The sequence below is a fragment of the Massilia sp. genome (assembly GCF_031995545.1).
In the GTDB taxonomy this organism is placed as follows: domain Bacteria; phylum Pseudomonadota; class Gammaproteobacteria; order Burkholderiales; family Burkholderiaceae_D; genus Telluria.
Window position 1 is genome coordinate 1 of sequence record NZ_DAMAGA010000023.1, and the last position, 24,451, is coordinate 24,451.

Consider the following 24,451-nt stretch of genomic DNA (forward strand, 5'->3'; position numbering starts at 1 on the left):
ATCGTCAGGCTAGTTATATGAAAAACCCCACCAGTGATCTGGTGGGGTTTTTTGCATTGGGCTTCGTGAACGGTTCGCCGCATCAAACACTGGCTGAACGCGTCGGCGGCGAAGCCGCCATCCTACAAGAGAAAATGCACAGGCCGGTCAAACTGTTTATCGTTCATTTCGACAGCTCATCGGTTCCTGCTTCCACTCGTCGCTGGCATGACGACAAGCCGCTGACCAGCCGCTAAGCTCGGTGTAATCAATCTGGCCAGGAGCCGCTCGATGACACCGATTCAGGCGATGTGCAATGCAGGCTTTGTCACGAAATTTCTGCTGATTTCGCTGCTGTTCACACTGAATGCGCAAGCCACTCCGTCGATCGACGGCTTATTTGGGGAAGCGCTGCGCAAGGAAGGTCTCAGTGGCGCGCTATGGTCGATTGTCACCCCTGAACACGGCATCGAGACTGGCGCCATCGGCATCAAGAATGCCGCTACAGGCGAACGCATGATGAATGCCACCCGCACGCAAACCGGTTCGGTGACCAAGGTCGTGCTCGCAATTGGCGTGCTGCACCTGATCACGACCGGCAAACTGTCGCTCGATGCCGACGTTGCTGCGCTGTTGCCGCAGCTAGCGATCGATAACCCATGGGCCGCTAGCGATCCGGTCACGGTGCGGCATCTGATGATGCATACCGCCGGCCTCGAGAACTTTCGCCTGTCGCAGCTTTTCAGCCAGTGCGCACGGCCGACTGCGCCACTCGCCCAGGACATCATGACGCACAACGGCCTGTTGCGCGTACGCACGCGTCCCGGGCGCAATTACGCGTATTCGAATACCGGCTACATCCTGCTGGCGATGGTGATCGAAGCCGTCACCAAGCAGCCCTATGAGCGCTATATGGACCGATCCATTCTGGCGCCACTCAGCATGCGCGACAGTACTTTCGTTTTCCGCACCCAGCAGGGTGCGGATGCCGACCCGAAACTAGCCATGGGCCACCTTGACCGCATGCAGCCGTATCCAGTGACCGCCAGCTTCATGCGCCCGGTCGAACAATTTGCCACTACGGCCCATGACATGGGCCGCTTCATGCAGTTCCTGCTGAGTGATGGCAAGGTTGATGGAGACGTATTTGTCGCACCCGAGCTGCTGGCTGCGCTTGCGCCACCCAAGGGTACCGAAGCAGCCAATCATGGTCTCGATACCGGCCACGGCCTAGCCCTGGCGGTACGTGACCGCAACAGGGTAGTCGGCGCCTGCCACCCCGGCGGCACGGTGGGCTTTCGCAGCATGCTGTGCATCTTTCCCGAGCATGCCAAAGGTTTCTTTGTCGCGTTCAACACCAATAGCGAGACCGCCGATTACGAACGCTTCAACCGCTTGCTGACCGAACGGCTCGCCATGCCGCCCGAGTCTCCCGTTCCCACGATTGCCAACGCTGTCGATCTGGCGCCATGGCGCGGGATATATGTGCCCACGACCAGCGGTATTGCCTCACTGGCCTGGATCGATGTCGTGTTCAACGCCACGCACGTCGGTACGGCCGGCGATGGCCTATTGCTGCGCACGCTCTAGGCAAATCCGGTCACGCTCAGCCCAGTGGGACCAGCCCTGTTCCGCGCCGTAGACCGCATGCGTCCGTCACACGTCCTGTACATCTCGGAAGACGGCCGCCGCATGTTCAGCAACGGCATTCGCAGTCACCGACAGATGCCGCTGATTGCATTCGCCGCGCTGTGGATCAGTTTATTGCTGGGCCTGGCGGGCTTGTCGTACGTGCTGCTGGTCGGCGCCTGGCGCCTGATCGCGAAAGGGCCACGCAGGCCAGCGCCGCTCATGATTGGCAGCGCGCCCTTGTTGCTCATTGTCGCAGCGCTGCCTTTCCTGTCCGCTCAATCATTCATGCAACTTGGCGACCCGACGATCGGCAACATCCTGCTGGCAGTAGCGACTCACCTGATGCCATTCGCCATGCTGGCCGGCATCCTGCTGTGGTTCAGGCAAGCACGACTGGCACGGTCAATCGCCGATCTGCTTGCGCTGGCAGCAGCACTGCAACTGCTGCTGGTCCTGACCTGGTGGGGCGTGCTGCCTTATGTCGCCTGGCACTAAGCCATCAATGAACGAGCGCTACGGCGACGTCGTCACCGGCTCCGCCGCCTGCTGTGCCTTGATCTGCCCGCGGCTGATGCTGTCGCCATCGTTGCGGCGCAGGCGCCAGAAGATCAGCGACGAGATCAGCGTCAGCCCCGCCAGTACGCTGAAGCCATGGTGCAGCGCCTGCGTCACCTGGCCCTGGTTGGTCTGCGACACGCCGCCCAGGAACCAGGCGGTGACGATCGAGCCGGCCGCCAGCCCGAAGCTCATCGACAATTGCTGGAACGAGCTCGAGATGGTGCTGGCCATGCTGGAATCGGGCCCCTCGATGTCGGCATAGGCCAGCGTGTTCATGCTCGAAAATTGCAGCGAGTTGAACAGTCCCTGCATCAGGCTGATCGCGACGACCAGCGGCAGCGGCGTGCTCGCGCTGACCAGGGTGAACAGGGCGATCGTGATGCCGATGCAGACCGTGTTCATCACCAGCACCTGACGGTAGCCGAAGCGGTTCAGCAGCTTGGGCGCGAACATCTTCATGCCCATCGCGCCCAGCGCCGACGGCATCATCAGCAGGCCCGACTGCCATGCCGGCAAGCCCATGCCCAGCTGATACAGCAGCGGCAGCAGGAAGGGCAGGCCGCCGACGCCGAGCCGGGTTACGAAGCCGCCCAGCACTGAGATGCGGAAGGTGCGCACTTTGAGCAGTGTCAGGCGCAGCAGCGGGAATTTGGTGCGGCAGGCATGCCAGGCATAGGTCGCCAGCAGGCCGAACGACAGCAACAGCAGCAGGCCGGCGGTCATGCCGTCCAGCGTGTGCTCGCCGAACACTTCCAGCACCCACGACAGCAGGGCGGTGCCGCTGCTGAACAGGATCAGACCGAGCACGTCGAGCGGACGGCGCTCGTCCGAGCGGTAGTCCGGCATATGGCGCCAGACAAAGTACATCGCGGCCAGTCCGAACGGGATATTGACGAAGAAGATGACGCGCCACGACGCCCAGTGCACGATCAGGCCGCCGATCGTCGGACCCAGCAGCGGGCCGATCAGGGCCGGGATGATCACGAAGTTCATCGCCCCCAGCAACTCGTTCTTGGGGAAGGTGCGTACGATGGCCAGCCGTCCGACCGGCATCATCATCGCGCCTCCCAGCCCCTGCAGCAGGCGCGCCGCCGTCATCATCTGGGCATTCAGCGACAGTCCGCACAGCACCGAAGCCGTGGTAAAGATCGCGATCGCGATGAAGAACACGCGCTTGGTGCCGTAGCGGTCGGCCATCCAGCCGCTGACCGGGATCCCGACCGCCAGGCCGAGGATGTAGCTGGTAACCACCGACTTCAGGCTCAGCGGGGTGACGCCGAGGCTGGCGGCGATGCTGGGAATGGCGGTATTGACGATGGTCGCGTCCAACTGCTCCATGAACAGGGCAGTGGCAACCAGCCAGGGAAGGTAGCGCTTGAGGGTAGGGGACGGGGTCAATCGGGCCTCTTCAAAACAGCGCGCGCAAGCGCGGCGCGAGGCCCGATTGTGTCATACATTGCAAGATGCCCGCGCCAGTGACCGCACCGGCGCACTGCGGCATCAACAGCGGCATCAGACGCGGTATCAGAAGCGGTAGGCCGCTTATCAGAAGCGGTAGGCCGCTTTCGCGATCAGCCAGTTGGCGCCCGCGTTCGGGCTCTTGATGCTGGCGTTCGAGTAGTGCTGGTACTTCAGGCCGAAGTCCCATTTTGCGGTGGTGTAGCCGATGCCCAGGTGGTCGCCGAATTGGAAGGCGGTCGACAGTTCCTTGTCTTCGTTCTTGTACAGGGTCGAGAACAGGTTGACGCCGATGCCGATCTCGCCGTAGAAGCCGAGTTTGTTGTCGTTCTGGTAGCGGAACACCGGGGTGAAGCCGATGACGCCGATGTTCTTGTTACGGCCGCGCACGTTCTCGTACGAGTTCAGGCGCCACAGGGCCAGGTTGCCTTCCCAGTAGCCCGACAGGTGACGGCCATTGCCGGCGAACCATTGCTTGTCCCAGTCGGACTGGAAGGCGATGCGGCCCATGCGCTGCTGCGGGCCCGAGCCGTACTCGACCGAGAACGAATCGATGTAGCCGTTGGCGAAGTTGGATTGGGCGAAAGCCGATGGCGCGCACAGTGCGGCGCACAGCGCGGCCAGCGCGCTCATTTTTTTCGTAGTAATCATGGTTGACCTTGGGATGAGGTTGCAGCAGTCTTGTCAAAACTTCTTGTGCAATGCGCCATTGTACAAGTGTGAACAAACCTTCGCTGACGGCCCTCCAACTGTGCGGGACAGGTATCATAACGCCCGCCGCAACCGACTTTCATCAATGACAATGGCCGAACCAACCATCACCCCGCTGTACCCGCTCACCGCCCCCATGCAGCGCGAAGCCGCGCCCGCCGTGCTGCCGCACGACCCGGTCGCCGACCACATCGCCGCCCACCTGGGCAAGCCGGCGCTGGTGTTCCACGAAACCGCCAAGGACGAGATCCAGGTCGATATCCATGTAATCGAGCCGAGCCCGGCGTATCCCTTCATGCGCCTGGTGACTTCGGGCATGAGCCAGAAGGCGATGACGACTCCCGAAGGCGCGCCGCCGTATGCCGAACTGATGATGAGCTTGCCGGCCAGCTGGAAGCTGGATGAGACCTCGGTGCAGGACGAGCGCTGGTACTGGCCGGTGGCCCTGCTGTGCCATCTGGCGCACTATCCGCACAAGCAGGCGACCTGGCTCGGCCTCGGCCACTCGGTGCCGAACGGCCACCCGGCCAAGCCGTACACGGCGAGTGTGGCTTTTAGCGGCGCCATCGTGCTGCCGCCGGTGTCGGCGCCGGAACCGTTCCACTCGCTGACGGTCGACGGCAAGGACATTTATTTCCACTGCGTGGTGCCGCTGTTCCAGCAAGAACTGGATCTGGCGCGCCGGCGCGGCTTCGCCGAGCTGCTCGATTGCTTCAATGAGAAGGACGTGACCGACGTGGCCAACCCGGCACGCAAGAACACGGTCAAGAAGAAATTCCTCGGCCTGTTCTGAGCCGAAACAATAAAGCCGGGCCGCAGGCCCGGCTGCCCATGATACGAGCTCAGCCCGCAGGCAGGCTCATCTCCACCAGACGCACCCAATAGCTGGCCCCGATCGGCAGCAGGTTGTCGTTGAAGTCATAGCTGGCATTGTGCAGCTGGCACGGCCCCAGTCCGTGGCCGCCGGCGCGGTGCTCGCCTTCGCCATTGCCGATGAACACATAGCAGCCCGGCTTGGCCTGCAGCATGAAGGCGAAGTCCTCGGCGCCCATGGTCGGCTCTACATCGGTATCGACCCGCGCCGCGCCCACGACCGCGCGCATCGCCTCGATCGCGAACGCGGTCTGCTCCGGATGATTCACCAGCGGCGGATAGTTGCGCTTGAAGCCGAACTCGACACTAGCGCCGAAGCCGGTCGCGATTCCCTCAGCCATTTCCTGCATGCGGCGCTGGATCAGGTCCAGCACCCCGGTCGAGAAGGTGCGCACAGTGCCGACCAGCTCGGCTTCGTCGGGAATGATGTTGGTGGCGCTGCCGGCGTGGATCTGGGTGATCGACAACACCGCCGTCTCGAGCGGATTCTTTTCGCGCGAGACGATGGTCTGCCAGGCTTGCGCGATCTGCACCGCCACCATCACCGGATCGATGCCGCGGTGCGGCTGGGCCGCATGCGCGCCCTTGCCGCGCACCGTCACGCGGAACTCGTTACTGGACGCCATCATCGGCCCAGCCACCACGCCGAAGCTGCCCTCGGCGATGCCGGGCCAGTTGTGCATGCCGTACACCGCGTCCATCGGGAAACGCTCGAACAGACCGTCGTCGATCATGCGTTTGGCGCCGCCGCCACCTTCCTCGGCCGGCTGGAAGATCAGGTACACGGTGCCGTCGAAGTTGCGGTGTTGCGACAGATAGTGGGCGGCGCCGAGCAGCATCGCCGTGTGGCCGTCATGACCGCAGGCGTGCATCTTGCCGGCGTGGGTGGAGGCGTGGGCGAAGCCGTTCAGTTCCTGCATCGGCAGCGCATCCATGTCGGCGCGCAGGCCGATCGCGCGCTCGGACGTCCCGTTCTTGACGATGCCGACCACGCCGGTAACGCCCAGGCCGCGCACCACGGGAATGCCCCATGCGGTCAGGCGCTCGGCCACGATCTCGGCGGTGCGGTGTTCTTCGTAGCACAGCTCGGGATGGGCGTGCAGGTCGCGCCGGATGGATTGAATTTCGGCTTGTGTTGCCAGGATAGGTTCCACTAGTTTCATCGCATTCTCCTCGATGTCGACGATTGTCTTGCCACGCTTACATGGCTTGTTTTTAACTATTGTAGCCTTCCTCAAACAGTCTTAACAGAGGAGGGTACGGACCCCGTCGTAATCGTATAAAGTATTGGTTTCACGAAGTTTTTCTCGCAGCTTTTCCCCTGTTTCATAAGAAGATGACCACTACTCTCGTCCGTGCGACCTGCCCCCATGATTGCCCCGATACCTGCGCGCTGCTCGTCAAAGTCGAAGACGGCGTCGCGACCGAAGTCAAAGGCGATCCGGAGCATCCGACCACGGCGGGCGTGCTGTGCACCAAGGTGTCGCGCTACATCGACCGCACCTATCACCCGGACCGCGTGCTGTACCCGATGCGCCGCGTCGGTCGCAAGGGAGAAGGCAAGTTCGAGCGCATCAGCTGGGATGAGGCGCTGGACGAGATCGCCGCGCGCCTGAGCGCCATTGCCGTGCGCGATCCGCAGGCGATCTTGCCTTACAGCTATTGCGGCACCATGGGCCTGGTGCAGGGCGAGTCGATGTCGCTGCGCTTCTTCAACAAGCTGGGCGCCTCGCTGCTGGACCGCACCATCTGCGCCACCGCCGGTGCCACCGGCTACCGCTACACCATCGGAGGTTCGATCGGCACCGACCTGGAAGAGTTCCAGAACGCCAAGCTGATCATCATCTGGGGCGGCAATCCGATCGCCTCCAATCTGCACTTCTGGATGCGCGCCCAGGAAGCCAAGCGCCGCGGCGCCAAGCTGATCGCGATCGATCCGTACCGTTCGCTGACGGCCGAGAAATGCCACCAGCACATCGCGCTGCTGCCGGGCACCGACGCCGCGCTGGCGCTGGGCATGATGCACGTGCTGATCGCGGAAGACCTGATCGACCACGACTACATCGAGAAATACACGCTCGGCTTCGAGCCGCTCAAGGAACGCGTGCGCGAATGGACGCCGGAAAAGACCGCCGAGACTTGCGGCATCACGGTGCAGGAAGTGGTGGAGCTGGCGCGCCTGTACGGCCAGACCGCGAAGAACGGCGAACCGGCCGCGATCCGCGTCAACTACGGCATGCAGCGCGTGCGCGGCGGCGGCATGGGCGTGCGCAACATTACTTGCCTGCCGGCGCTGGTGGGCGCCTGGCGCCATCCTGCCGGCGGCGTGCAGCTGTCGACCTCGGCCTCGTTCCCGACCAACCGCCCGGCGCTGCAGCGTCCGGACCTGCTCGACGGCCGCACCCCGCGCACGATCAACATGACCACCATCGGCGACGATCTGCTCACCGAAGCATCGCCCGAGTTCGGCCCCAAGATCGAAGCCGTGATCGTGTACAACGCCAACCCGCTGGCGATCGCCCCCGATTCGGCCAAGGTGCAGCGCGGCTTCGAGCGCGAAGACCTGTTCACCGTGGTGCTGGAACACTTCCACACCGACAGCGCCGACTACGCCGACATCCTGCTGCCGGCCACCACCCAGCTCGAGCACGTCGATGCGCACCTGGCCTACGGCCACCTGTACATGATGGCGAACAACGCCGCCGTCGCTCCGGTCGGCGAATCGAAACCGAACACCGAATTCTTCCGCCTGCTGGCCGCGCGCATGGGCTACACCGAGCCCTGCTTCAGCGAGAGCGACGACGAGATCGCGGCCCAGGCCTTCAATACCAAGGACACGCGCGCCATCCACTTCGACTGGGAGTCGCTCAAGCGCAGCGGCTGGAAAAAGCTGAACATGCCGGCCGCGCCGTTCGCCGAAGGCGGCTTCACGACCCCATCGGGCAAGTGCGAGTTCTTCTCGGAGCAGATGCTGGCCGACGGCCTCGATCCGGTGCCGGCCTATATCGCCCCGTACGAATCGGTGGCATCGAATCCCGAATTGGCAAAGAAATATCCGCTGGCGATGATTTCTCCGCCGGCACGGAACTTCCTCAACTCAACGTTTGTCAATGTACAGAGCTTGCGTGCAACTGAGGGCGAACCGCACCTCGACATCCACCCAGACGATGCCGCCGCGCGCGGCATCGCCCACGGTGACATGGCGCGCATTTATAACGACCGCGGTTCGTTCCTCGCCCGCGCACGCGTGACCGACAAGGCGCGTGCTGGATTGGTGGTGGGATTGTCGATCTGGTGGAAGAAACTCGCCAGCGACGGCAAGAACGCCAATGAAGTCACCAGCCAGCGTTTGACCGACATGGGCCGGGCGCCCACTTTCTACGACACCCTGGTGCAGGTCGAAAGAGCCGCACCCTTGACGCGAGATGAAACCCTCTAGATTTTCCCAAGCCTTCCGGCCAGTCATGGCCGCCGCAGCTGCGGCCCTGATGTTGTCAAGCTGCTCATCCCTTTCCTACTACACCCAAGCCGCCCAAGGCCAGCTCGAATTGCTGGCCGATGCGCGCCCGATCGACGACTGGATCGCCGATTCGAATACCAACGTCAAGCTGCGCCACCGCCTCGAGGCGGCGCGCCAGATCCGGCGCTACGCGATCCAGGAAATGAAGCTGCCGAACAATGGCAGCTACACCAACTACACCAACCTGAAACGCCCCTACGTGCTGTGGAACGTGGTCGCCACGCCCGAACTGTCATTGAAGCCGATGCAATGGTGCTTCCCGGTCGCCGGCTGCGTGAATTACCGCGGCTACTACAGCAAGGACGCGGCCCAGGCCTACGCCAGACAATTGCGCGCCCAGGGTCACGATGTCGAAGTGGGCGGCGTCAGCGCCTATTCGACGCTGGGCTGGTTCAGCGATCCGCTGGTCTCGACCTTCATCAATTACCCGGACGCCGAACTGGCGCGCCTGATCTTCCACGAACTGGCGCACCAGGTGGTCTACGTGGCCGGCGACTCGCAATTCAACGAATCGTTCGCCAGCGCGGTGGAGCAGGCCGGCGTCGAAGCCTGGCTGGAGCGCTTCGGCAACCCGGCGATGAGCGACGCCTATGAACGCTACAAGACCCGCAAGACCGACTTCCTGGCGCTGCTGGTGCGCTATCGTGGCGAACTGGACCGTACCTACAAGAGCATGATGCCGGATGAGCAGAAGCGCGCGACCAAGGCGCGCCTGTTCATCGCGCTGAAGGACGACTACCAGGTGCTGAAGGCGAACTGGGGCGGCTACGCCGGCTACGACCGCTTCTTCGCCGAGCCGCTCTCGAACGCGCACCTGGCCTCGATCGCGACGTACAACGATTTCGTCCCCGCGTTCCGCAATTTGCTGCGCCGCGAAAAGAGCTGGAACGGCTTCTATGATGCGGTGAATCGCCTCGCCAAGCTTGACAAAGAGGCGAGGCATGACGCCCTCAGGCGCCTCGGTGCCACCACCCTGCCGGGAGCGCTTGTGGTGCAGCGCAGCATCGGAGGTGCCCCATAGCAGCTTCGTAGAGTCCACGTTCCAATCGCCGCGAAAGCGCTTGCGTGCAACAGCGCTGCCCGATAGCATCACACCCAGCGATAGCAAAGGCATAAGCTTCGCGCGCGCGGCGATAACGAAACCCAGGCCGCTCGACGATAACGAAACCGATGCATGGCAACGTGCATCGGCCACAGCGACAGCGAATTCGAGACAGAGGCGAGCGATGGACAAAACTTGGCTGCAGTCGTATCCCCCGGGCGTGCCTGCGGAGATCAACCCGGATCAATACTGCTCCCTGGTGCACCTGCTGGAAGAATCCTTCGGCAAGTATGCGGACCGCAATGCCTATGTGTGCATGGACAAGTTCCTCACCTACGGCGAACTCGACACCTATTCGAAGCGCCTGGCGGCCTGGCTGCAAAGCCGCGGCATGGCGCCCGGCGCGCGCGTCGCGATCATGATGCCGAACGTGCTGCAGTACCCGGTGGCGCTGGCCGCCGTGCTGCGCGCCGGCTACACGGTAGTCAACGTCAACCCGCTGTACACCGCGCGCGAGCTGGAACACCAGCTGAAGGACTCCGGCGCCGAAGCCATCGTCGTGCTGGAAAACTTCGCCCATACGGTGCAGCAGGTGATGGGCAAGACCCCGCTGCGCCACGTGGTGGTGGCGAGCATGGGCGAGATGCTGGGTGCGGTGAAGGGCATGGTGGTCAACTTCGTGGTCCGCAACGTCAAGAAGATGGTGCCCGAGTTCTCGCTGCAGAACATGGTCACCTTCAAGGATGCGCTGGCGCAGGGCGCGCGCATGCCTTTCAAGCCGGCCGGGATCAAGGCCGATGACGTCGCCTTTTTGCAGTACACCGGCGGCACCACCGGCGTGTCGAAAGGCGCCACGCTCACCCATCGCAACGTGATCGCCAATGCGCTGCAGACCGAGGAGTGGTCCAAGCCGGCGCTGGGCGAGGCCGGCGGCGAGCAAGTCACCATCATCTGCGCGCTGCCGCTGTACCACATCTTCGCGCTGACCGCGTGCGCCATGTTCGGCATGCGCACCGGCGCGCTGAACGTCCTGATCGTCAATCCGCGCGACATCCCGGGCTTCGTCAAGGAACTGGCCAAGTACCGCTTCAACATGCTGCCGGCGGTGAACACGCTGTATAACGCGCTGCTCAACAACCCCGACTTCGCCCACCTCGATTTTTCCGCGCTGCGCGTCTGCAATGGCGGCGGCATGGCGGTGCAAAAGCCGGTGGCCGACAAGTGGCGGCAAGTCACGGGGACGGCTATCATCGAGGGTTACGGCCTGTCGGAAACCGCGCCGGTGGCCACCTGCAACCGCTGCGACGTGCAGGACTTCACCGGCAGCATCGGCCTGCCGCTGCCGTCCACCGAGATCGCCATCGTCGACGACGAAGGCCGCCAGCTGGGCATTGGCCAGGTGGGCGAGATCGCGATCCGCGGCCCGCAGGTGATGGCCGGCTACTGGAACCGGCCGGACGAAACGGCCAAGGTGATGACCGCCGACGGCTACTTCCGCTCGGGCGACGTCGGCATCATGGACGCGCAAGGCTACGTGAAGATCGTCGACCGCAAGAAGGACATGATCCTGGTCTCGGGCTTCAACGTCTATCCGAACGAACTGGAAGGCGTGATCGCCGGCCACCCGGGCGTGCTCGAATGCGCGGTGGTGGGCGTGCCGGACGAGCACTCGGGCGAGGCGGTCAAGGTCTTCGTGGTCAGGAAGGACCCGAACCTCACCGCCGAACAGCTGATGGGCTACTGCAAGGAGCAGTTCACCGGCTACAAGAAACCGAAGTACATCGAATTCCGCGACGAGCTGCCGAAGACCAACGTCGGCAAGATCCTGCGGCGCGCGCTGCGCGACGAGAAGCAGGCGGCGGCGCAGGCAAGTTAAGGGGCGCGGTGGCTTCGACGGCGAAAGCCGCCCGCCGGGCGGCTTTCTCGTTTTATTGGAACCAACAAGGAAGGCAATGGAACAGATGGATAAATTTTGGCTCTCGTCGTACGAGAATGGCGTGGCAGCCGACATCGACCCGACCCAGTACCGCTCGCTGACGCATCTGCTGGAAGAGGCGTTCCGCAAGTACGCCGACCGCAAGGCCTACGCCTGCATGGGCAAGTCCATCACGTTCGCCGAACTGGATGCGATGTCGCAGCGCATGGCCGCCTGGCTGCAGGCGCGCGGCCTGCAACCGGGCGCGCGCGTGGCGATCATGCTGCCCAACGTGCTGCAGTATCCGGTGGCGCTGGCCGCCGTGCTGCGCGCCGGCTACGTGATCGTCAACGTCAATCCGCTGTACACGCCGCGCGAACTGCAGCACCAGCTGGTCGATTCGGGCGCCGAGGCGATCGTGGTGCTGGAGAACTTTGCGCACACGCTGGAGCAGGTGATTGGCCAGACGCAGGTGAAGCATACTGTGGTCGCGACCATGGGCGACCTGCTCGGCACCGTGAAAGGCACGCTGGTCAACCTGGTGGTGCGCAAGATCAAGAAGCTGGTGCCGGCGTGGTCGCTGCCCGGTGCGATCGGCTTCAACCAGGTGCTGTCCGAGGGCGCGCGCGAGACCCTCAAACCCGTCATTATCGGCCACGACGACATCGCCTTCCTGCAGTACACCGGCGGCACCACCGGCGTGTCGAAAGGCGCGGTGCTGCTGCACCGCCACGTGATCGCCAACGTGCTGCAGAACGAAGCCTGGTTCGCCCCGACCCTGAGCCGCATGAAGGCCGGCGAGCAGGCGCAGTTCGCGTGCGCGCTGCCGCTGTACCACATCTATGCGCTGACGGTGTGCGCGCTGCTCGGCCTGCGCGTGGGCGGCATGAACCTGTTGATCCCGAACCCGCGCGACATTCCGGGCTTCGTCAAGGAATTGGGTAACTACCGCATCAACATCTTCCCGGCGGTGAACACGCTGTACAACGGCCTGCTGAACAACCTTGACTTCGCCAAGCTCGATTTCTCGGGCCTGATGGTGTGCCCGGGCGGCGGCATGGCGGTGCAGAAGGCGGTGGCCGACAAATGGCTGGCCACCACCGGCATCCCGATCGTCGAGGGTTATGGCTTGTCCGAAACCTCGCCGGTGGTCACCGCCAACCGCTGCGACATCTCCGAATTCACCGGCACCATCGGCTTGCCGCTGCCGTCGACCGAGATCCGCATCCTGGACGAAGCCGGCAACGGCGTCCCGTTCGGCACCGCCGGCGAGATCGCGGTGCGCGGCCCGCAGGTGATGGCGGGCTACTGGCAGCGTGACGACGAGACGGCCAAGGTCATGACCGCGGACGGCTTCTTCAAGACCGGCGACATCGGCATCATGGATGAACGTGGCTATACCAGGATCGTGGACCGCAAGAAGGACATGATCCTGGTGTCGGGCTTCAATGTGTATCCGAACGAGGTCGAGAACGTGGTGGCGGGGCTGCCGGGCGTGCTCGAAGTGGCGTGCGTCGGTGTGCCGGACCAGAACTCGGGCGAGGCGGTGAAGCTGTATATCGTCAAGAAGGATGCGGCGCTGACGGCGGATCAGGTGAAAGCATTCTGCAAGGAGCAGCTGACCGGTTATAAACGGCCGAAGTTCGTGGAGTTCCGCGAGACGCTGCCGAAGACGAATGTGGGCAAGATCCTGCGGCGCGAGCTGCGCGACGAGAAGAAGCCTGCTTGACGCAGGCGTGATGGTTCCGGGGCCGCTTCGACAGCGGCCTTTTTCTCATATGCGCTGCGGGCCGGCCTTGCCGTCGGTGACCCTGAACGAGGCCAGCGTCGCGATCTTCGAGCCGGCATTGCGCACATCGTCCAGCCCCAGGAACCGCGCCGTGGTCTGCTGCGGCGTCACCTCCAGCAGCATGTAGCCGCGCTTGTCGCTGCGTCCGTACAGCATGTGCGGATTGTTGGCCACGTGCGCCAGCGTGCGTTGCTGCGGGCGTGAGCTCGACGTGATCGAGGTGCCGCAAAACTCGCTCGCCACCACCGGATTCCTGTTCGACACGGGACGCACGAAATCGGGCCGCAGTTCGCAGGCATAGAAGGTGTGCACGTCGCCGCCCAGCACCACCGGATTGCGCGCTTTTGAAGCTTGCAGCGACGCCAGCAGGCGCTTGCGCGCCAGCGGATAGCCATCCCAGCCATCGCTCCACACGCGGTTATCGCCTTCCTTGCGCACGGGCGAACTGCTCGACTGCGCCATCAGCGTCTGCTGCGCCAGGATGTTCCACTGCGCGCGCGACGAACGCAGGCCGGCGTCGAGCCATGCTTCCTGCTCCCCGCCCAGCATGCTGCGCTTGGGATCGCGCAGCGCCGCGCACTCGCGCGCATAGAACGCGTTCGAGCCGCCGCGATTGGTCTTGCTGCAGGCCTGCACCGCGCGGTACTGGCGGTCGTCCAGCACGTGGATGCGCGCCAGCCGTCCCCAGTCGTAGCGCTGGTGCAGGCGCATCGCCGCGAAGCTGTCGCGCCGCACGTTCGGCAGCCGCAGCGGCATGTGTTCGTAGAAGGCCTGGTACGCCGCCGCGCGCCGCGCCGCGAAGTCGTCCGCCAGCCGTTCGTCGCGCAGGCTGGCGTAGTCGTTGGCGACTTCGTGGTCGTCCCAGGTCACGATCCACGGCGCGGCGCGGTGCGCGGCCTGCAGGTCGGAGTCGCTCTTGTACTGGGCGTAGCGGCGCCGGTAGTCGCCCAGCGTGAAAGATTCGTGGCTGCGCACCGCGCGCGCCGGATGGCGCAGCTGGTACGGTCCCCATTCGTAGATGTAGTCGCCGAGGAAGGCGACCAGGTCGGGCGCGCTGGCGGCGATGTGGCGGTGCGCGCCATAGCTGCCGAATTCCCAGTGCTGGCACGAGGCCACCGCCACGCGCAGGCGCGCAACCTCGGCGCCCGCCGCGGGCGCGGTGCGCGTGCGGCCGACCGGACTGACCGCGTCGCCCAGCATGAAGCGGTACCAGTACCAGCGGTCCGGCCGCAATCCCTTGACGTCGACGTGCACGCTGTGCGCCAGCGCGGGCACGGCGCTGGCGGTGCCTTGCGCGGCGATGCGGCGGAAGGCTTCATCCTCGGCCACTTCCCAGCGCACCGCCAGCGCCAGGGCTGACGGCGGCGCGGCGTCGAGCGGATCGGCGAGGACGCGCGTCCACAGGATCACCGAATCGGGCAGGGGAGAGCCGGACGCCACGCCCAGGCTGAACGGATAGGCGGGGCCGGCGACGGCGTGGTGCGCCAGCGTGGCGCCGCCCAGCGCAGCCGAGAAACGCGCGCCCTGCAGCAGGAACAGCCGGCGCGACGCGTCGGTCATGAGGTGAGGCTTTAGCGGTGCGCGACCAGCGACTCCAGCGGCGGCAGCTGGCGCGGCTTGCGGTCCGGGCCGGTGGCGACATAGGTCAGCGTCGCTTCGGTCACCTTGACCACGTCGGCGGCCAGGCGGTTGCGCTCGGCGTAGACCTCGACGAATACGGTGATCGAGGTGTTGCCGACCTTGGTGATGTCGGCGTAGAACGACAGCAGGTCGCCGACGAACACCGGGTTCTTGAACAGGAAAGAGTTGACGGCGATGGTGGCCACGCGGCCGTTCGCGCGGCGGGTGGCCGGCAGCGAGCCGGCCAGGTCGACCTGGGCCATGATCCAGCCGCCGAACACGTCGCCGTAGACATTCGCATCGCTCGGCGCCGGCATGACGCGCAGCTCGGGCATCTTGCCTGCGGGAAGACGGACGGCGGTAGGGGAGGTTGTTTCGTTTTCTGGCATGGTCATCGTGAAATCTCGGTAAAAGCTACAATCGACCCGAATTGAACCATAAATCACGAACCTCCGTCATGCGCCGCAACTCCAGCTCAGTACCACTCCCCCCCGACAGCAAAAACGTTCCCCGCAACGACTGGGCTACTTTGAAGACCCTGTTCCCGTATTTGTGGGTCTACAAATGGCGCGTCATGGCCGCGATGGCGGCACTGGTCGGCGCCAAACTGGCCAACGTCGGCGTGCCGCTGGTGCTCAAGAAACTGATCGACGGGCTCGCGATCGACCCGGCCCATCCGCATGCGCTGCTGGTGCTGCCGGTCGGCGTGCTGGTGGCCTACGGCCTGCTGCGCCTGTCCACCACCGTGTTCACCGAATTGCGCGAATTCCTGTTCGCGCGCGTCACGCAGCGCGCGGTGCGCACCATCGCCTTGAAAGTGTTTCGCCACCTGCACGCGCTGTCGCTGCGCTTTCACCTGAACCGCCAGACCGGCGGCATGACGCGCGATATCGAACGCGGCACGCGGGGCGTGAATTCGCTGATCTCGTACTCGCTGTTCAACATCCTGCCGACGCTGGTCGAGATCACGCTGGTACTCACTTACCTGGTGATCAACTACGACATCTGGTTCAGCGTCATCACGGCGGTGGCGCTGGTGTCGTACATCACCTTCACGGTGGTGGTCACCGAATGGCGCACCCACTTCCGGCGCACCATGAACGAGCTGGAATCGAAAGCCAGCACCAAGGCGATCGACTCGCTGCTCAACTACGAGACCGTCAAGTATTTCGGCAACGAGGACTACGAAGCCAAGCGCTACGACGAAGGGCTGAAGAACTACGAGAACGCCGGCGTGCGCTCGCAGACTTCGCTGTCGGTGCTCAACACCGGCCAGTCGCTGATCATCGCCACCGCCGTGACGCTGATCCTGTGGCGCGCCACCGAAGGCGTGATCGCCGGCACCATGAGCCTGGGCGACCTGGTGCTGGTGAATACCTTCATGATCCAGCTGTACCTGCCGCTGAACTTCCTGGGCGTGATCTACCGCGAGATCAAGCAAAGTCTGGCCGACATGGAGCGCCTGTTCGGATTACTGGACCAGAACCGCGAAGTGGCCGACAGCGACAAGGCCCAGCCGCTGGTCACGCGTGGCGCCCAGGTCGAGTTCTCGCACGTCGAGTTCAGCTACGAATCCAAGCGTCAGATCCTGTTCGACGTCGACTTCACGATTCCGGCCGGGACCACCACCGCGGTGGTCGGCCACAGCGGTTCGGGCAAGTCGACCCTGTCACGTTTGCTGTTCCGTTTCTATGATGTGAATGGCGGCGCGATCCGCATCGACGGCCAGGACCTGCGCGACGTCACCCAGCAATCGCTGCGCGCCGCGATCGGCATCGTGCCGCAGGATACGGTGCTGTTCAACGACACCATCGAATACAACATCGCCTATGGCCGGCCGGGCGCCAGCCACGCGGACATCGTGGCGGCAGCGCGCGCGGCATCGATCCACGACTTCATCGAGAGCCTGCCGGATGGGTATCAGAGCATGGTCGGCGAGCGTGGGCTGAAATTGTCGGGCGGCGAGAAACAGCGCGTGGCGATCGCGCGCACGCTGCTCAAGGATCCGGCGATCCTGATTTTCGACGAAGCCACGTCGGCGCTCGATTCACGCGCGGAGCAGGCGATCCAGGCCGAGCTCAAAGAAATCGCGAAGAATCGCACTACCTTGGTGATCGCGCACCGCCTGTCGACCATCGCGGATGCGCAGCAGATCATCGTGCTCGATCATGGCCGCATCGTGGAGCGCGGCACGCACGGGTCGCTGCTGGCCGCGCGCGGTCTGTATGCGCAGATGTGGGAACGGCAGCTGGCGCGGCCGGATGAAGAGGTGGCGTCGCCGCCGGTGGAGTTGGGGGTGCAGCAGGATTGATGGGTTTTGCACGCGCAGGTTGAACGCGTCGGCGGAGCCGCCAACGCGTTCAACCAGTATCAGATCAGTAGGTATAAAACATCCGCTGAATCTCTTTGGTGCTGCTTGTCTTCGTCAACGCCAGCATCAATAAAATGCGCGCCTTCTGCGGGCTAAGCGTATCGGCCACCACGAAGTCCAGCTGATCGTCATTCGCCTCGCCATTGCGCGCCACGATCCCCTGGCCGACACGGCTCGAACGCACAATGACCACACCCTTGTCACGCGCCGCCACCAGCGCCGGTTTGGTATTGGCCGGCAAACTGCCATTACCCACCCCTGCGTGCACTAGGCCTTTAGCCCCGGCTGCCACCAGCGCATTCACCGCCACCGGCCCGACGTTGGCATACGCATACGCCACATCCACCTGCGGCAGCGCATCCAGCTTGGCAATATCGAACTCGGTATCCACGGTGTGCTTGCGCGTGACGTCGCGATAGAAGAACGGCTTGCCGCCCTGGATCACGCCGATCATCCCCAGCTCCGCGGTACGGAAGGTATCCGCCGTGGTGGTATTGGACTTGGTGACGTCGCGCGCCGCATGGATCTGGTCATTCATCGCCACCAGCACGCCATGCCCGGCGGCTGCCGGATCGCCCGCCAACCGCACCGCGTTGTACAGGTTGATCGGACCATCCGCCGACAGGGCAGTGGACGGCCGCATCGAACCGACCACCACCACTGGCTTCCTGCTCTTGACCACCAGGTTGAGGAAGTACGCCGTCTCTTCCAGCGTGTCGGTGCCGTGGGTGATCACGATGCCGTCCACGTTCGATTGGCCCAGCAGCACGTTGACGCGCTTGGCCAGTGTCAGCCACTCTTCGTTGCTGATGTTCTCGCTGGCGATCTGGAACACCTGCTCGCCGGTGACGTTGGCCACCTTCGACATCTCGGGCACCGCCGCGATCAGCGATTGCACGCCCACGGTGGCGGCGGTGTAGCCGACCGTGGTGGTGCTGGTGGCGCCGGTGCCGGCGATGGTTCCGCCGGTGGCGAGAATGGTCACCTTCGGCAGCTTGGCCGTCTGGGCCTGCACGGCCGCCGCGCACAACAACAAAAAGCCAAACAACGCTGCGCGCGTGCGGGCGGTTTTCTGGAACAGCATATACATCGTCTCCTTGGTACTTCCTTCAACTGGGCGGGCCTACCCGAGCCTTACGGCTTCTTGTACACCACGCCCTCTTTCATCACGAACCTGACCTGCTCGAGCACTTTCACATCGGCCAGCGGATCGCCATCGACCGCAATGATATCCGCCGCGAAGCCCGGCGCGATAGCACCCAGCCGTTTCGGCTGGTCGAGCAGCAGCGCGGCATTCACGGTGGCGGCGCGGATCGCGTCGAGCGGCTTCATGCCGGCTTCCACCATGTAGCCGAACTCCTTCGCGTTCTCGCCATGCGGGAACACGCCGGCATCGGTGCCGAACGCGATCTTCACCCCGGCTTTGTACGCCCGGCCCGCCGTGGCCTGCAGTTGCGGTCCGATCGCCGCGGCCTTCGGGCGCACCAGGGCGGAATAATAATTCGGATCCTTGGCCTTGTCCGCCACGTAGCGGCCGGCCGAGATGGTCGGCACGTACCAGTGGCCGGTCTTCTTGAACAGCGCCAGCACCTCGTCGTCCATCATGGTGCCGTGCTCGATCGAATCGACGCCGGCGCGCAGCGCGCGCTTCATGCCTTCGGCGCCGTGCGCATGGGCGGCGACGCGGAAACCGTAGTCCTTGGCGGTCTCCACCACCGCGCGCAGCTCGTCCTCGGTGTACTGCGAGTTCTGGCCGTTGGCGGCCTGGCTCAGCACCCCGCCGGTAGCGGTGATCTTGATCAGGTCCGCGCCTTCCTTGTAGCGGGCGCGCACGGCCTGGCGCGCTTCTTCCGGGCTGTCGACCACGCCTTCCTGCGGGCCCGGCGGCCCGATCTTCTCGCTCAGGAAGTGCGACAGATTGTTGGTCGGATCGGCGTGCCCGCCGGTGGTGGCGATCGATTTGCCGGCGGTGAACATGCGCGGCCCCGGCACTTCGCCGGCGGCGATCGCGCGTTTCAAGGCGATGTTCAGGCCATCGGCCGCGCCCAGGTCGCGCACCGTGGTAAAGCCGGCCATCAGGGTGCGCTCGGCATACTTGACCGAACGATACGCCATGTCGGCCGGGTCGGCGGTGAGGCGGTCGCGGTACGAGGCCACCACCGGCTGGGTTTCGCTGGTCAGGTGCACGTGCATGTCGATCAGGCCCGGCAGGCAGGTGTGGCGCGAGAGGTCAATGTTGCCGGCGGCCCCGGTCATGGGGCCGACCGACTTGATGCTGCCATCCTCGATCACGATGCTGACCCGTTCGCGCCAGGCGCCGGTCTGCACGTCGAGCAGGCGTCCGCAATCGACCGTCTGGGTGGCGGCATGTGCGGCCGGGATTCCGTACAGGGCCAGCAGGCTGGCGGCAACCATCTGTTTCATCTCTCGCTCCTCGTTGTGAAAAACTGTATGACGACTCATGAAAAAAGGCCTTCCATCGCGGGAAGGCCTTCGGGGTCTTGCAGGCGCCGCCGCGTCAGCGCAGCGGTGCGACGGCCGGTTCCTTGTTCGGTTCTCCCAGGTCGCCTTCCCACTTGGCGACGACGGCGGTGGCGATGCCGTTGCCGATCACGTTGGTGGCCGAACGCGCCATGTCCAGGAAGTGGTCGATCGCCAGCAGCAGCAGCAGGCCGGCTTCCGGGATCTTGAACTGCGACAGGGTGGCGGCGATCACGACCAGCGAAGCGCGCGGCACGCCGGCCATGCCCTTCGAGGTCAGCATCAGCACCAGCATCATGGTGATCTGGGTCGACATCGACAGTTCGATGCCATAGGCCTGGGCGATGAACACCGCGGCGAAGGTGCAGTACATCATCGAGCCGTCGAGGTTGAACGAGTAGCCGATCGGCAGCACGAACGAGGCCAGGCGGTTCTTGACGCCGAAACGCTCCAGCGCTTCCAGGGTTTTCGGGAATGCCGCTTCCGACGAGGCGGTCGAGAAGGCCAGCAGGGTCGGGCCGCGCAGCTCGGAAATCAAACGCATGATGCGCGGGCCGATGAAGGCCATGCCGATGCCGATCAGGACCACCCACAACAGCGCGATGCCGAAATAGAACTGGGCCATGAAGATGCCGTAGGTCGACAGCACGCCCAGGCCGCTCTTGGCGATGATGCCGGCCACCGCCGCGAAGACCGCGATCGGCGCGAAGTTCATCACGTAGCCGGTGAGTTTGAGCATGACGTGGGCGACGCCGTCGATGGCGTCGATCAGCGGCGTGGCGCGCGCGCCCACCGCCGCGGCGGCGGTGCCGAAGAACACCGAGAACACCACGATCTGCAGGATCTCGTTTTTCGCCATGCCGTCGGCGATCGAGACCGGCACCAGGTGGGTGATGAAGTCCTTCATCGTCAGGCTGGTGGTGGTGATGCCCGATTCGGCGCCGATCGGCGGCATCATGCCGGCCGCGAACAGTGCGTCGCCCGGACGGAAGATGTTGACCAGGACCAGGCCCAGCGACAGCGAGATGATCGAGGCGATCACGAACCAGCCCAGCGCCTTGACGCCGATGCGGCCGACTTCCTTGGCGTCGCCCATCTTGGCGATGCCGACCACCAGGGTCGCGAACACCAGCGGCGCGATGATCATCTTGATCAGGCGGAGGAACAGGGTGGTGATCAGGGACATCGTGTCCGAGAAGCTCTGGGCGCCGGCGGTGTCGGTATTGGCGTTGACCAGATAGCCGGCCACGATACCGATCACGAGCGCGATCATGATGTAGGTGGTCAGGCGATTTCGATTGTTCATAACTGCTTCCTGTCTCGTGGACCTGTGCAGAGCCAGCGGCAACGGATGGCGCTGTCGCTGACAGGTTGTATGGGCAAATCAGCTGGCTCTTGGAGGGACCGAAGCGATACGAAGCACGTCATTCGTGGCGGTTCGCGGCCAGTTCGTTCTGAAGATTATGGCAAGTTTCGCAGTATCCTAGGCAGTGTTAGTGCTGTCAAGCATGCTTACAAGTCAGTCGTGGCGGTGTCGTTACGGTCGCTCCGGCGCCCTGTCCGGGCGGCTCGCGGGTAAAATGGCGCATTCGTTTTTCGAGAGCCGCCATGTCCACCATCGAGACCCCAGACACCATCACCATCACCCGCCCCGACGACTGGCACCTGCACCTGCGCGACGGCGCGGCGATGGCCAGCGTACTGCCGCACAGCGCGCGCCAGTTCGGCCGCGCGATCGTGATGCCGAACCTGAAGCCTCCCGTCACCACCGCCGCCATGGCGCAGGCCTACCGCGAGCGCATCCTGGCCGCGCTGCCGGAAGGGCTGAGCGGTCCGGCGCCCCGGTTCGAGCCGCTGATGACGCTGTACCTGACCGACAACACCGATCCGGACGAGATCCGCCGCGCTCAGGACACGGGCTTCATCCACGCCGTGAAACTGTACCCGGCCGGCGCCACTACCAATTCGGATGCCGGCGTGACCGACCTGAAAAAGTGCTACAAGACGCTGGAAGTGATGCAGGAAGTCGGCATGCCGCTGCTGGTGCACGGCGAAGTCACCGACCACGACATCGACCTGTTCGACCGCGAAGCGGTGTTCATCGAGCGCGTGATGCGCCCGCTGCGCCGCGACATGCCGGCCCTGAACGTGGTGTTCGAGCACATCACCACCAAGGACGCGGCCCAGTACGTGGCCGAAGCGGAAGGCCCGATCGCGGCCACCATCACCGCCCACCACCTGCTGTACAACCGCAACGAGATCTTCCGCGGCGGCATCCGTCCGCACTTCTACTGCCTGCCGGTGCTCAAGCGCGAAGAGCACCGCCTGGCGCTGGTGACCGCCGCGACCAGCGGCGACGAGCGCTTCTTCCTGGGCACCGACTCGGCGCCGCACGCGGTGCACACCAAGTACGCCGCCTGCGGCTGCGCCGGCTGCTACACCGCGCTGCACGCGATGGAAATGTATACCGAAGCGTTCGCGCAGGCGGGCGCGCTGGACAAGCTGGAAGCCTTCGCCAGCTTCAACGGCCCGGCCTTCTACGGCCTGCCGCGCAACGCCGGCACCATCACCCTCGAGCGCAAGCCGTGGACGCTGCCGGAGTCGGTGCCGATGGGCGAACACCAGCTGGTGCCGCTCAACGCCGGCGAAACCATTAACTGGAAGATGGTCTGATCGAGGCGCAGTTGCCCAATCCTTTGCCGTACATCGACTGGGCGCAGCTGTGGTACGACGCGGTGCGCCCGGCCTTCGAGCGCGCCGCCCCCTCCGAAGACGATTTTATCGAGGCCTTCAACAGGGCGGCGGCGCAGCTCGACCTGCGCAACCATCTGGGTGCGCCGCTGCGTTTCGTGCCGCAGGACGCGCTGCCGGAAGGGATGGCCTACGAGGCCTTCATCAGTGCGACTGGAAACGTCCCGACCCGCGATAATCTGCATGACTTCTTCAACGCCCTGGTCTGGCAAAGCTACCCGCTGGTCAAGCGCGCGCTGAACGCGCTGCAGGCGGCGCAGATTGCGCTCGACGGCGTCGGCAAGTCGCGCGGACCGGCGCGCGATGCCGCCACCATCCTCGACGAGAATGGCGCGCTGCTGGTGGTGCGGGGCAGCGATGCCGGGCGCGCCCTGGTGGACGACCTGCGTGCGCACCGCTGGTTATCAGCGCTGTACGAGAAGCGCGCCATGTTCGGCGCCGATGCCGAGGTCTGGCTGTTCGGCCACGCGCTGATGGAAAAGCTGGTGGCGCCGCGCAAGGCGATCACCGCGCACGTGCGCGTGCTGTTCGCGGGCGACGATTACTTCGCACTGGAACACGATGCGCGCCGCGCCTGGCTCGATCGCAGCGTGGCGGACACGCTGGCGCGCGACGGCTTGCATGCGGCCGATGTCACGCCGCTGCAGGTGCTGGGCGTGCCGGGCTGGTGGCCGGGGCAGGACGAAGCGTTTTATCTGGATACGACTGTATTCCGTCCCAAGCGGACGGCTTGATGGGAGAAATGGATGGCTGAAGCGGTACGCTGGGGGATCATCGGCACGGGCAAGATCGCCCGCGCCTTCGCCAATGCGCTCAAGGAGGTGCCGGGCGCGGTGCTGGCCGGCGTGGCGTCGCGCAGCCAGGACAAGGCCGAGGCCTTCGGCGCCGAATTCGGCGCCGGCGCCAGCTACGGTTCGTACGAAGCGCTGGTGCAGGCGAACGATGTCGACCTGGTGTACGTCGGCACGCCGCACCCGCAGCATGCCGAGAATGCCCTGATGGCGCTACGCGCCGGCAAGGGCGTGCTGTGCGAGAAGCCGTTCACCATGAACCTGCGCGAAGCCGAGCAGGTGGCGACGCTGGCGCGTTCCAAGCGCCTGTTCCTGATGGAGGCGATGTGGACGCGCTACCTGCCGGCCTACCTCGAGGTCAAGCGCATCCTGGCCTCCGGCGAAATCGGCACCGCGCGCCAGATCGTGGCCGATTTCGGCTTTGCTGCCGCCTTCGGACCCGAGCACCGCGTGTTCAACCCGGAACTGGGCGGCGGCGCGCTGCTTGACCTGGGCATCTATCCGCTGTCGGTGGCGGCCGGCCTGCTCGGCCCCGTGTCCGAGATCCGGGCCCAGGCCGTGATGGGCCCGACCGGGGTCGACGTGCAGACCGGCTTCACGCTCAAGCACGCGGGCGGCGGCATGTCGGTGTGCAGCTGCTCGTTCCTGGCGCGCTCGCCAGCCGAGCTGACCGTGGCGGGCGAACTGGGACAGGTGCGCATGAACACCATGTTCCACCGCGCCACCTCGGTCACCGTCAAGCTCGCCGACGGCAGCGAGCGCACGATCGAGACGCCGTACCTGGGCAACGGCTACGTGCACGAAATCGTCGAAGCCCAGCGCTGCTGGCGCGAAGGGCTGCTGGAAAGCCCGGCCATGCCGGTCGGGGAAACGCTGGCGCTGATGGGCGTGATGGACGAGATCCGGCGCCAGATCGGTTTGACGTACGAGGCAGACCGCCCACGTTAACAAGGAGCAGGC

Annotated in this window: 20 protein-coding genes; 12 read left to right on the forward strand and 8 right to left on the reverse strand. The window is 64.6% G+C overall.

The features are described 5' to 3' along the window. The 3 genes from RTQ83_RS15720 to RTQ83_RS15730 form a co-directional block, all read left to right on the forward strand. On the forward strand, window positions 1-236 hold a 236-nt coding region (locus RTQ83_RS15720), incomplete at its 5' end, for a hypothetical protein (protein ID WP_312516484.1). 34 nt (window positions 237-270) lie between these two features. After that, window positions 271-1,569, forward strand: a complete 1,299-nt coding sequence (locus RTQ83_RS15725) for a serine hydrolase domain-containing protein (RefSeq protein WP_312516486.1) — start codon at window positions 271-273, stop codon at window positions 1,567-1,569. Between the two features lie 57 nt (window positions 1,570-1,626). Further along, window positions 1,627-2,106 carry a hypothetical protein gene (locus tag RTQ83_RS15730; RefSeq protein ID WP_312516488.1) on the forward strand — a complete coding sequence of 160 codons (480 nt, stop codon included), beginning with the start codon at window positions 1,627-1,629 and terminating at the stop codon, window positions 2,104-2,106. Between the two features lie 18 nt (window positions 2,107-2,124). Here the strand turns inward: RTQ83_RS15730 and RTQ83_RS15735 are convergent, their stop codons facing one another. Both RTQ83_RS15735 and RTQ83_RS15740 read right to left on the reverse strand, forming a co-directional pair. Further along, window positions 2,125-3,567, reverse strand: a complete 1,443-nt coding sequence (locus RTQ83_RS15735) for an MFS transporter (protein ID WP_312516490.1) — start codon at window positions 3,565-3,567, stop codon at window positions 2,125-2,127. Window positions 3,568-3,714: 147 nt separating this feature from the next. Next, window positions 3,715-4,278: an acyloxyacyl hydrolase gene (locus RTQ83_RS15740; RefSeq protein ID WP_312516492.1), complete on the reverse strand. Its 564-nt coding sequence runs from the start codon at window positions 4,276-4,278 to the stop codon at window positions 3,715-3,717. Between the two features lie 151 nt (window positions 4,279-4,429). Here RTQ83_RS15740 and RTQ83_RS15745 point away from each other — a divergent pair, with 151 nt between their 5' ends. After that, window positions 4,430-5,131 (forward strand): suppressor of fused domain protein, encoded by a 702-nt coding sequence (locus RTQ83_RS15745; protein WP_312516494.1) that lies wholly within the window; start codon window positions 4,430-4,432, stop codon window positions 5,129-5,131. Between the two features lie 49 nt (window positions 5,132-5,180). Here the strand turns inward: RTQ83_RS15745 and RTQ83_RS15750 are convergent, their stop codons facing one another. Then, on the reverse strand, window positions 5,181-6,374 hold the full coding sequence (locus RTQ83_RS15750) for a M20 aminoacylase family protein (RefSeq protein WP_312516496.1): 1,194 nt from the start codon (window positions 6,372-6,374) through the stop codon (window positions 5,181-5,183). A gap of 173 nt (window positions 6,375-6,547) precedes the next feature. Between RTQ83_RS15750 and RTQ83_RS15755 the strand changes: the two genes are divergently transcribed. From RTQ83_RS15755 to RTQ83_RS15770, 4 genes are all read left to right on the forward strand, one after another. Further along, complete coding sequence (locus RTQ83_RS15755) at window positions 6,548-8,650, forward strand: molybdopterin oxidoreductase family protein (RefSeq protein WP_312516498.1); 2,103 nt, start codon at window positions 6,548-6,550, stop codon at window positions 8,648-8,650. 25 nt (window positions 8,651-8,675) lie between these two features. Then, window positions 8,676-9,752: an aminopeptidase gene (locus tag RTQ83_RS15760; protein WP_312516500.1), complete on the forward strand. Its 1,077-nt coding sequence runs from the start codon at window positions 8,676-8,678 to the stop codon at window positions 9,750-9,752. A gap of 205 nt (window positions 9,753-9,957) precedes the next feature. Continuing rightward, window positions 9,958-11,649, forward strand: coding sequence for a long-chain-fatty-acid--CoA ligase (locus tag RTQ83_RS15765; protein ID WP_312516502.1), 1,692 nt, complete (start codon window positions 9,958-9,960; stop codon window positions 11,647-11,649). A gap of 85 nt (window positions 11,650-11,734) precedes the next feature. Then, window positions 11,735-13,417 carry a long-chain-fatty-acid--CoA ligase gene (locus RTQ83_RS15770; RefSeq protein ID WP_312516504.1) on the forward strand — a complete coding sequence of 561 codons (1,683 nt, stop codon included), beginning with the start codon at window positions 11,735-11,737 and terminating at the stop codon, window positions 13,415-13,417. Between the two features lie 45 nt (window positions 13,418-13,462). Here RTQ83_RS15770 and RTQ83_RS15775 read toward each other — a convergent pair whose 3' ends face one another. Together RTQ83_RS15775 and RTQ83_RS15780 are read right to left on the reverse strand one after the other, a co-directional pair. Beyond that, window positions 13,463-15,037: an alkaline phosphatase D family protein gene (locus RTQ83_RS15775; RefSeq protein ID WP_312516506.1), complete on the reverse strand. Its 1,575-nt coding sequence runs from the start codon at window positions 15,035-15,037 to the stop codon at window positions 13,463-13,465. 11 nt (window positions 15,038-15,048) lie between these two features. After that, the gene (locus RTQ83_RS15780) at window positions 15,049-15,492 is read right to left on the reverse strand and encodes an acyl-CoA thioesterase (RefSeq protein WP_312516508.1); all 444 of its coding nucleotides are present in this window, start codon (window positions 15,490-15,492) and stop codon (window positions 15,049-15,051) included. A gap of 62 nt (window positions 15,493-15,554) precedes the next feature. On the opposite strand from RTQ83_RS15780, the gene RTQ83_RS15785 reads away from it, so the two are divergent. After that, entirely contained in the window at window positions 15,555-17,408 is a 1,854-nt protein-coding gene (locus RTQ83_RS15785; protein WP_312516510.1) for an ABC transporter ATP-binding protein/permease, read from the forward strand. A gap of 64 nt (window positions 17,409-17,472) precedes the next feature. On the opposite strand, the gene RTQ83_RS15790 is transcribed toward RTQ83_RS15785, so the two are convergent. From RTQ83_RS15790 to RTQ83_RS15800, 3 genes are all read right to left on the reverse strand, one after another. Beyond that, window positions 17,473-18,552, reverse strand: a complete 1,080-nt coding sequence (locus RTQ83_RS15790) for a type II asparaginase (RefSeq protein ID WP_312516512.1) — start codon at window positions 18,550-18,552, stop codon at window positions 17,473-17,475. Between the two features lie 50 nt (window positions 18,553-18,602). Then, window positions 18,603-19,892 carry an amidohydrolase family protein gene (locus tag RTQ83_RS15795; RefSeq protein ID WP_312516514.1) on the reverse strand — a complete coding sequence of 430 codons (1,290 nt, stop codon included), beginning with the start codon at window positions 19,890-19,892 and terminating at the stop codon, window positions 18,603-18,605. A 94-nt stretch (window positions 19,893-19,986) separates the two neighbouring features. After that, on the reverse strand, window positions 19,987-21,255 hold the full coding sequence (locus RTQ83_RS15800) for a dicarboxylate/amino acid:cation symporter (RefSeq protein ID WP_312516516.1): 1,269 nt from the start codon (window positions 21,253-21,255) through the stop codon (window positions 19,987-19,989). 302 nt (window positions 21,256-21,557) lie between these two features. On the opposite strand from RTQ83_RS15800, the gene pyrC reads away from it, so the two are divergent. From pyrC to RTQ83_RS15815, 3 genes are read left to right on the forward strand one after another with little or no spacing between them, the layout of a single operon-like run. Continuing rightward, entirely contained in the window at window positions 21,558-22,622 is a 1,065-nt protein-coding gene (pyrC, locus tag RTQ83_RS15805; RefSeq protein ID WP_312516518.1) for a dihydroorotase, read from the forward strand. 11 nt (window positions 22,623-22,633) lie between these two features. Further along, entirely contained in the window at window positions 22,634-23,434 is an 801-nt protein-coding gene (locus tag RTQ83_RS15810; protein ID WP_312516520.1) for a DUF3025 domain-containing protein, read from the forward strand. Window positions 23,435-23,446: 12 nt separating this feature from the next. Continuing rightward, complete coding sequence (locus tag RTQ83_RS15815) at window positions 23,447-24,439, forward strand: Gfo/Idh/MocA family oxidoreductase (protein WP_312516522.1); 993 nt, start codon at window positions 23,447-23,449, stop codon at window positions 24,437-24,439. The last annotated feature ends 12 nt before the right edge of the window (window positions 24,440-24,451 follow it).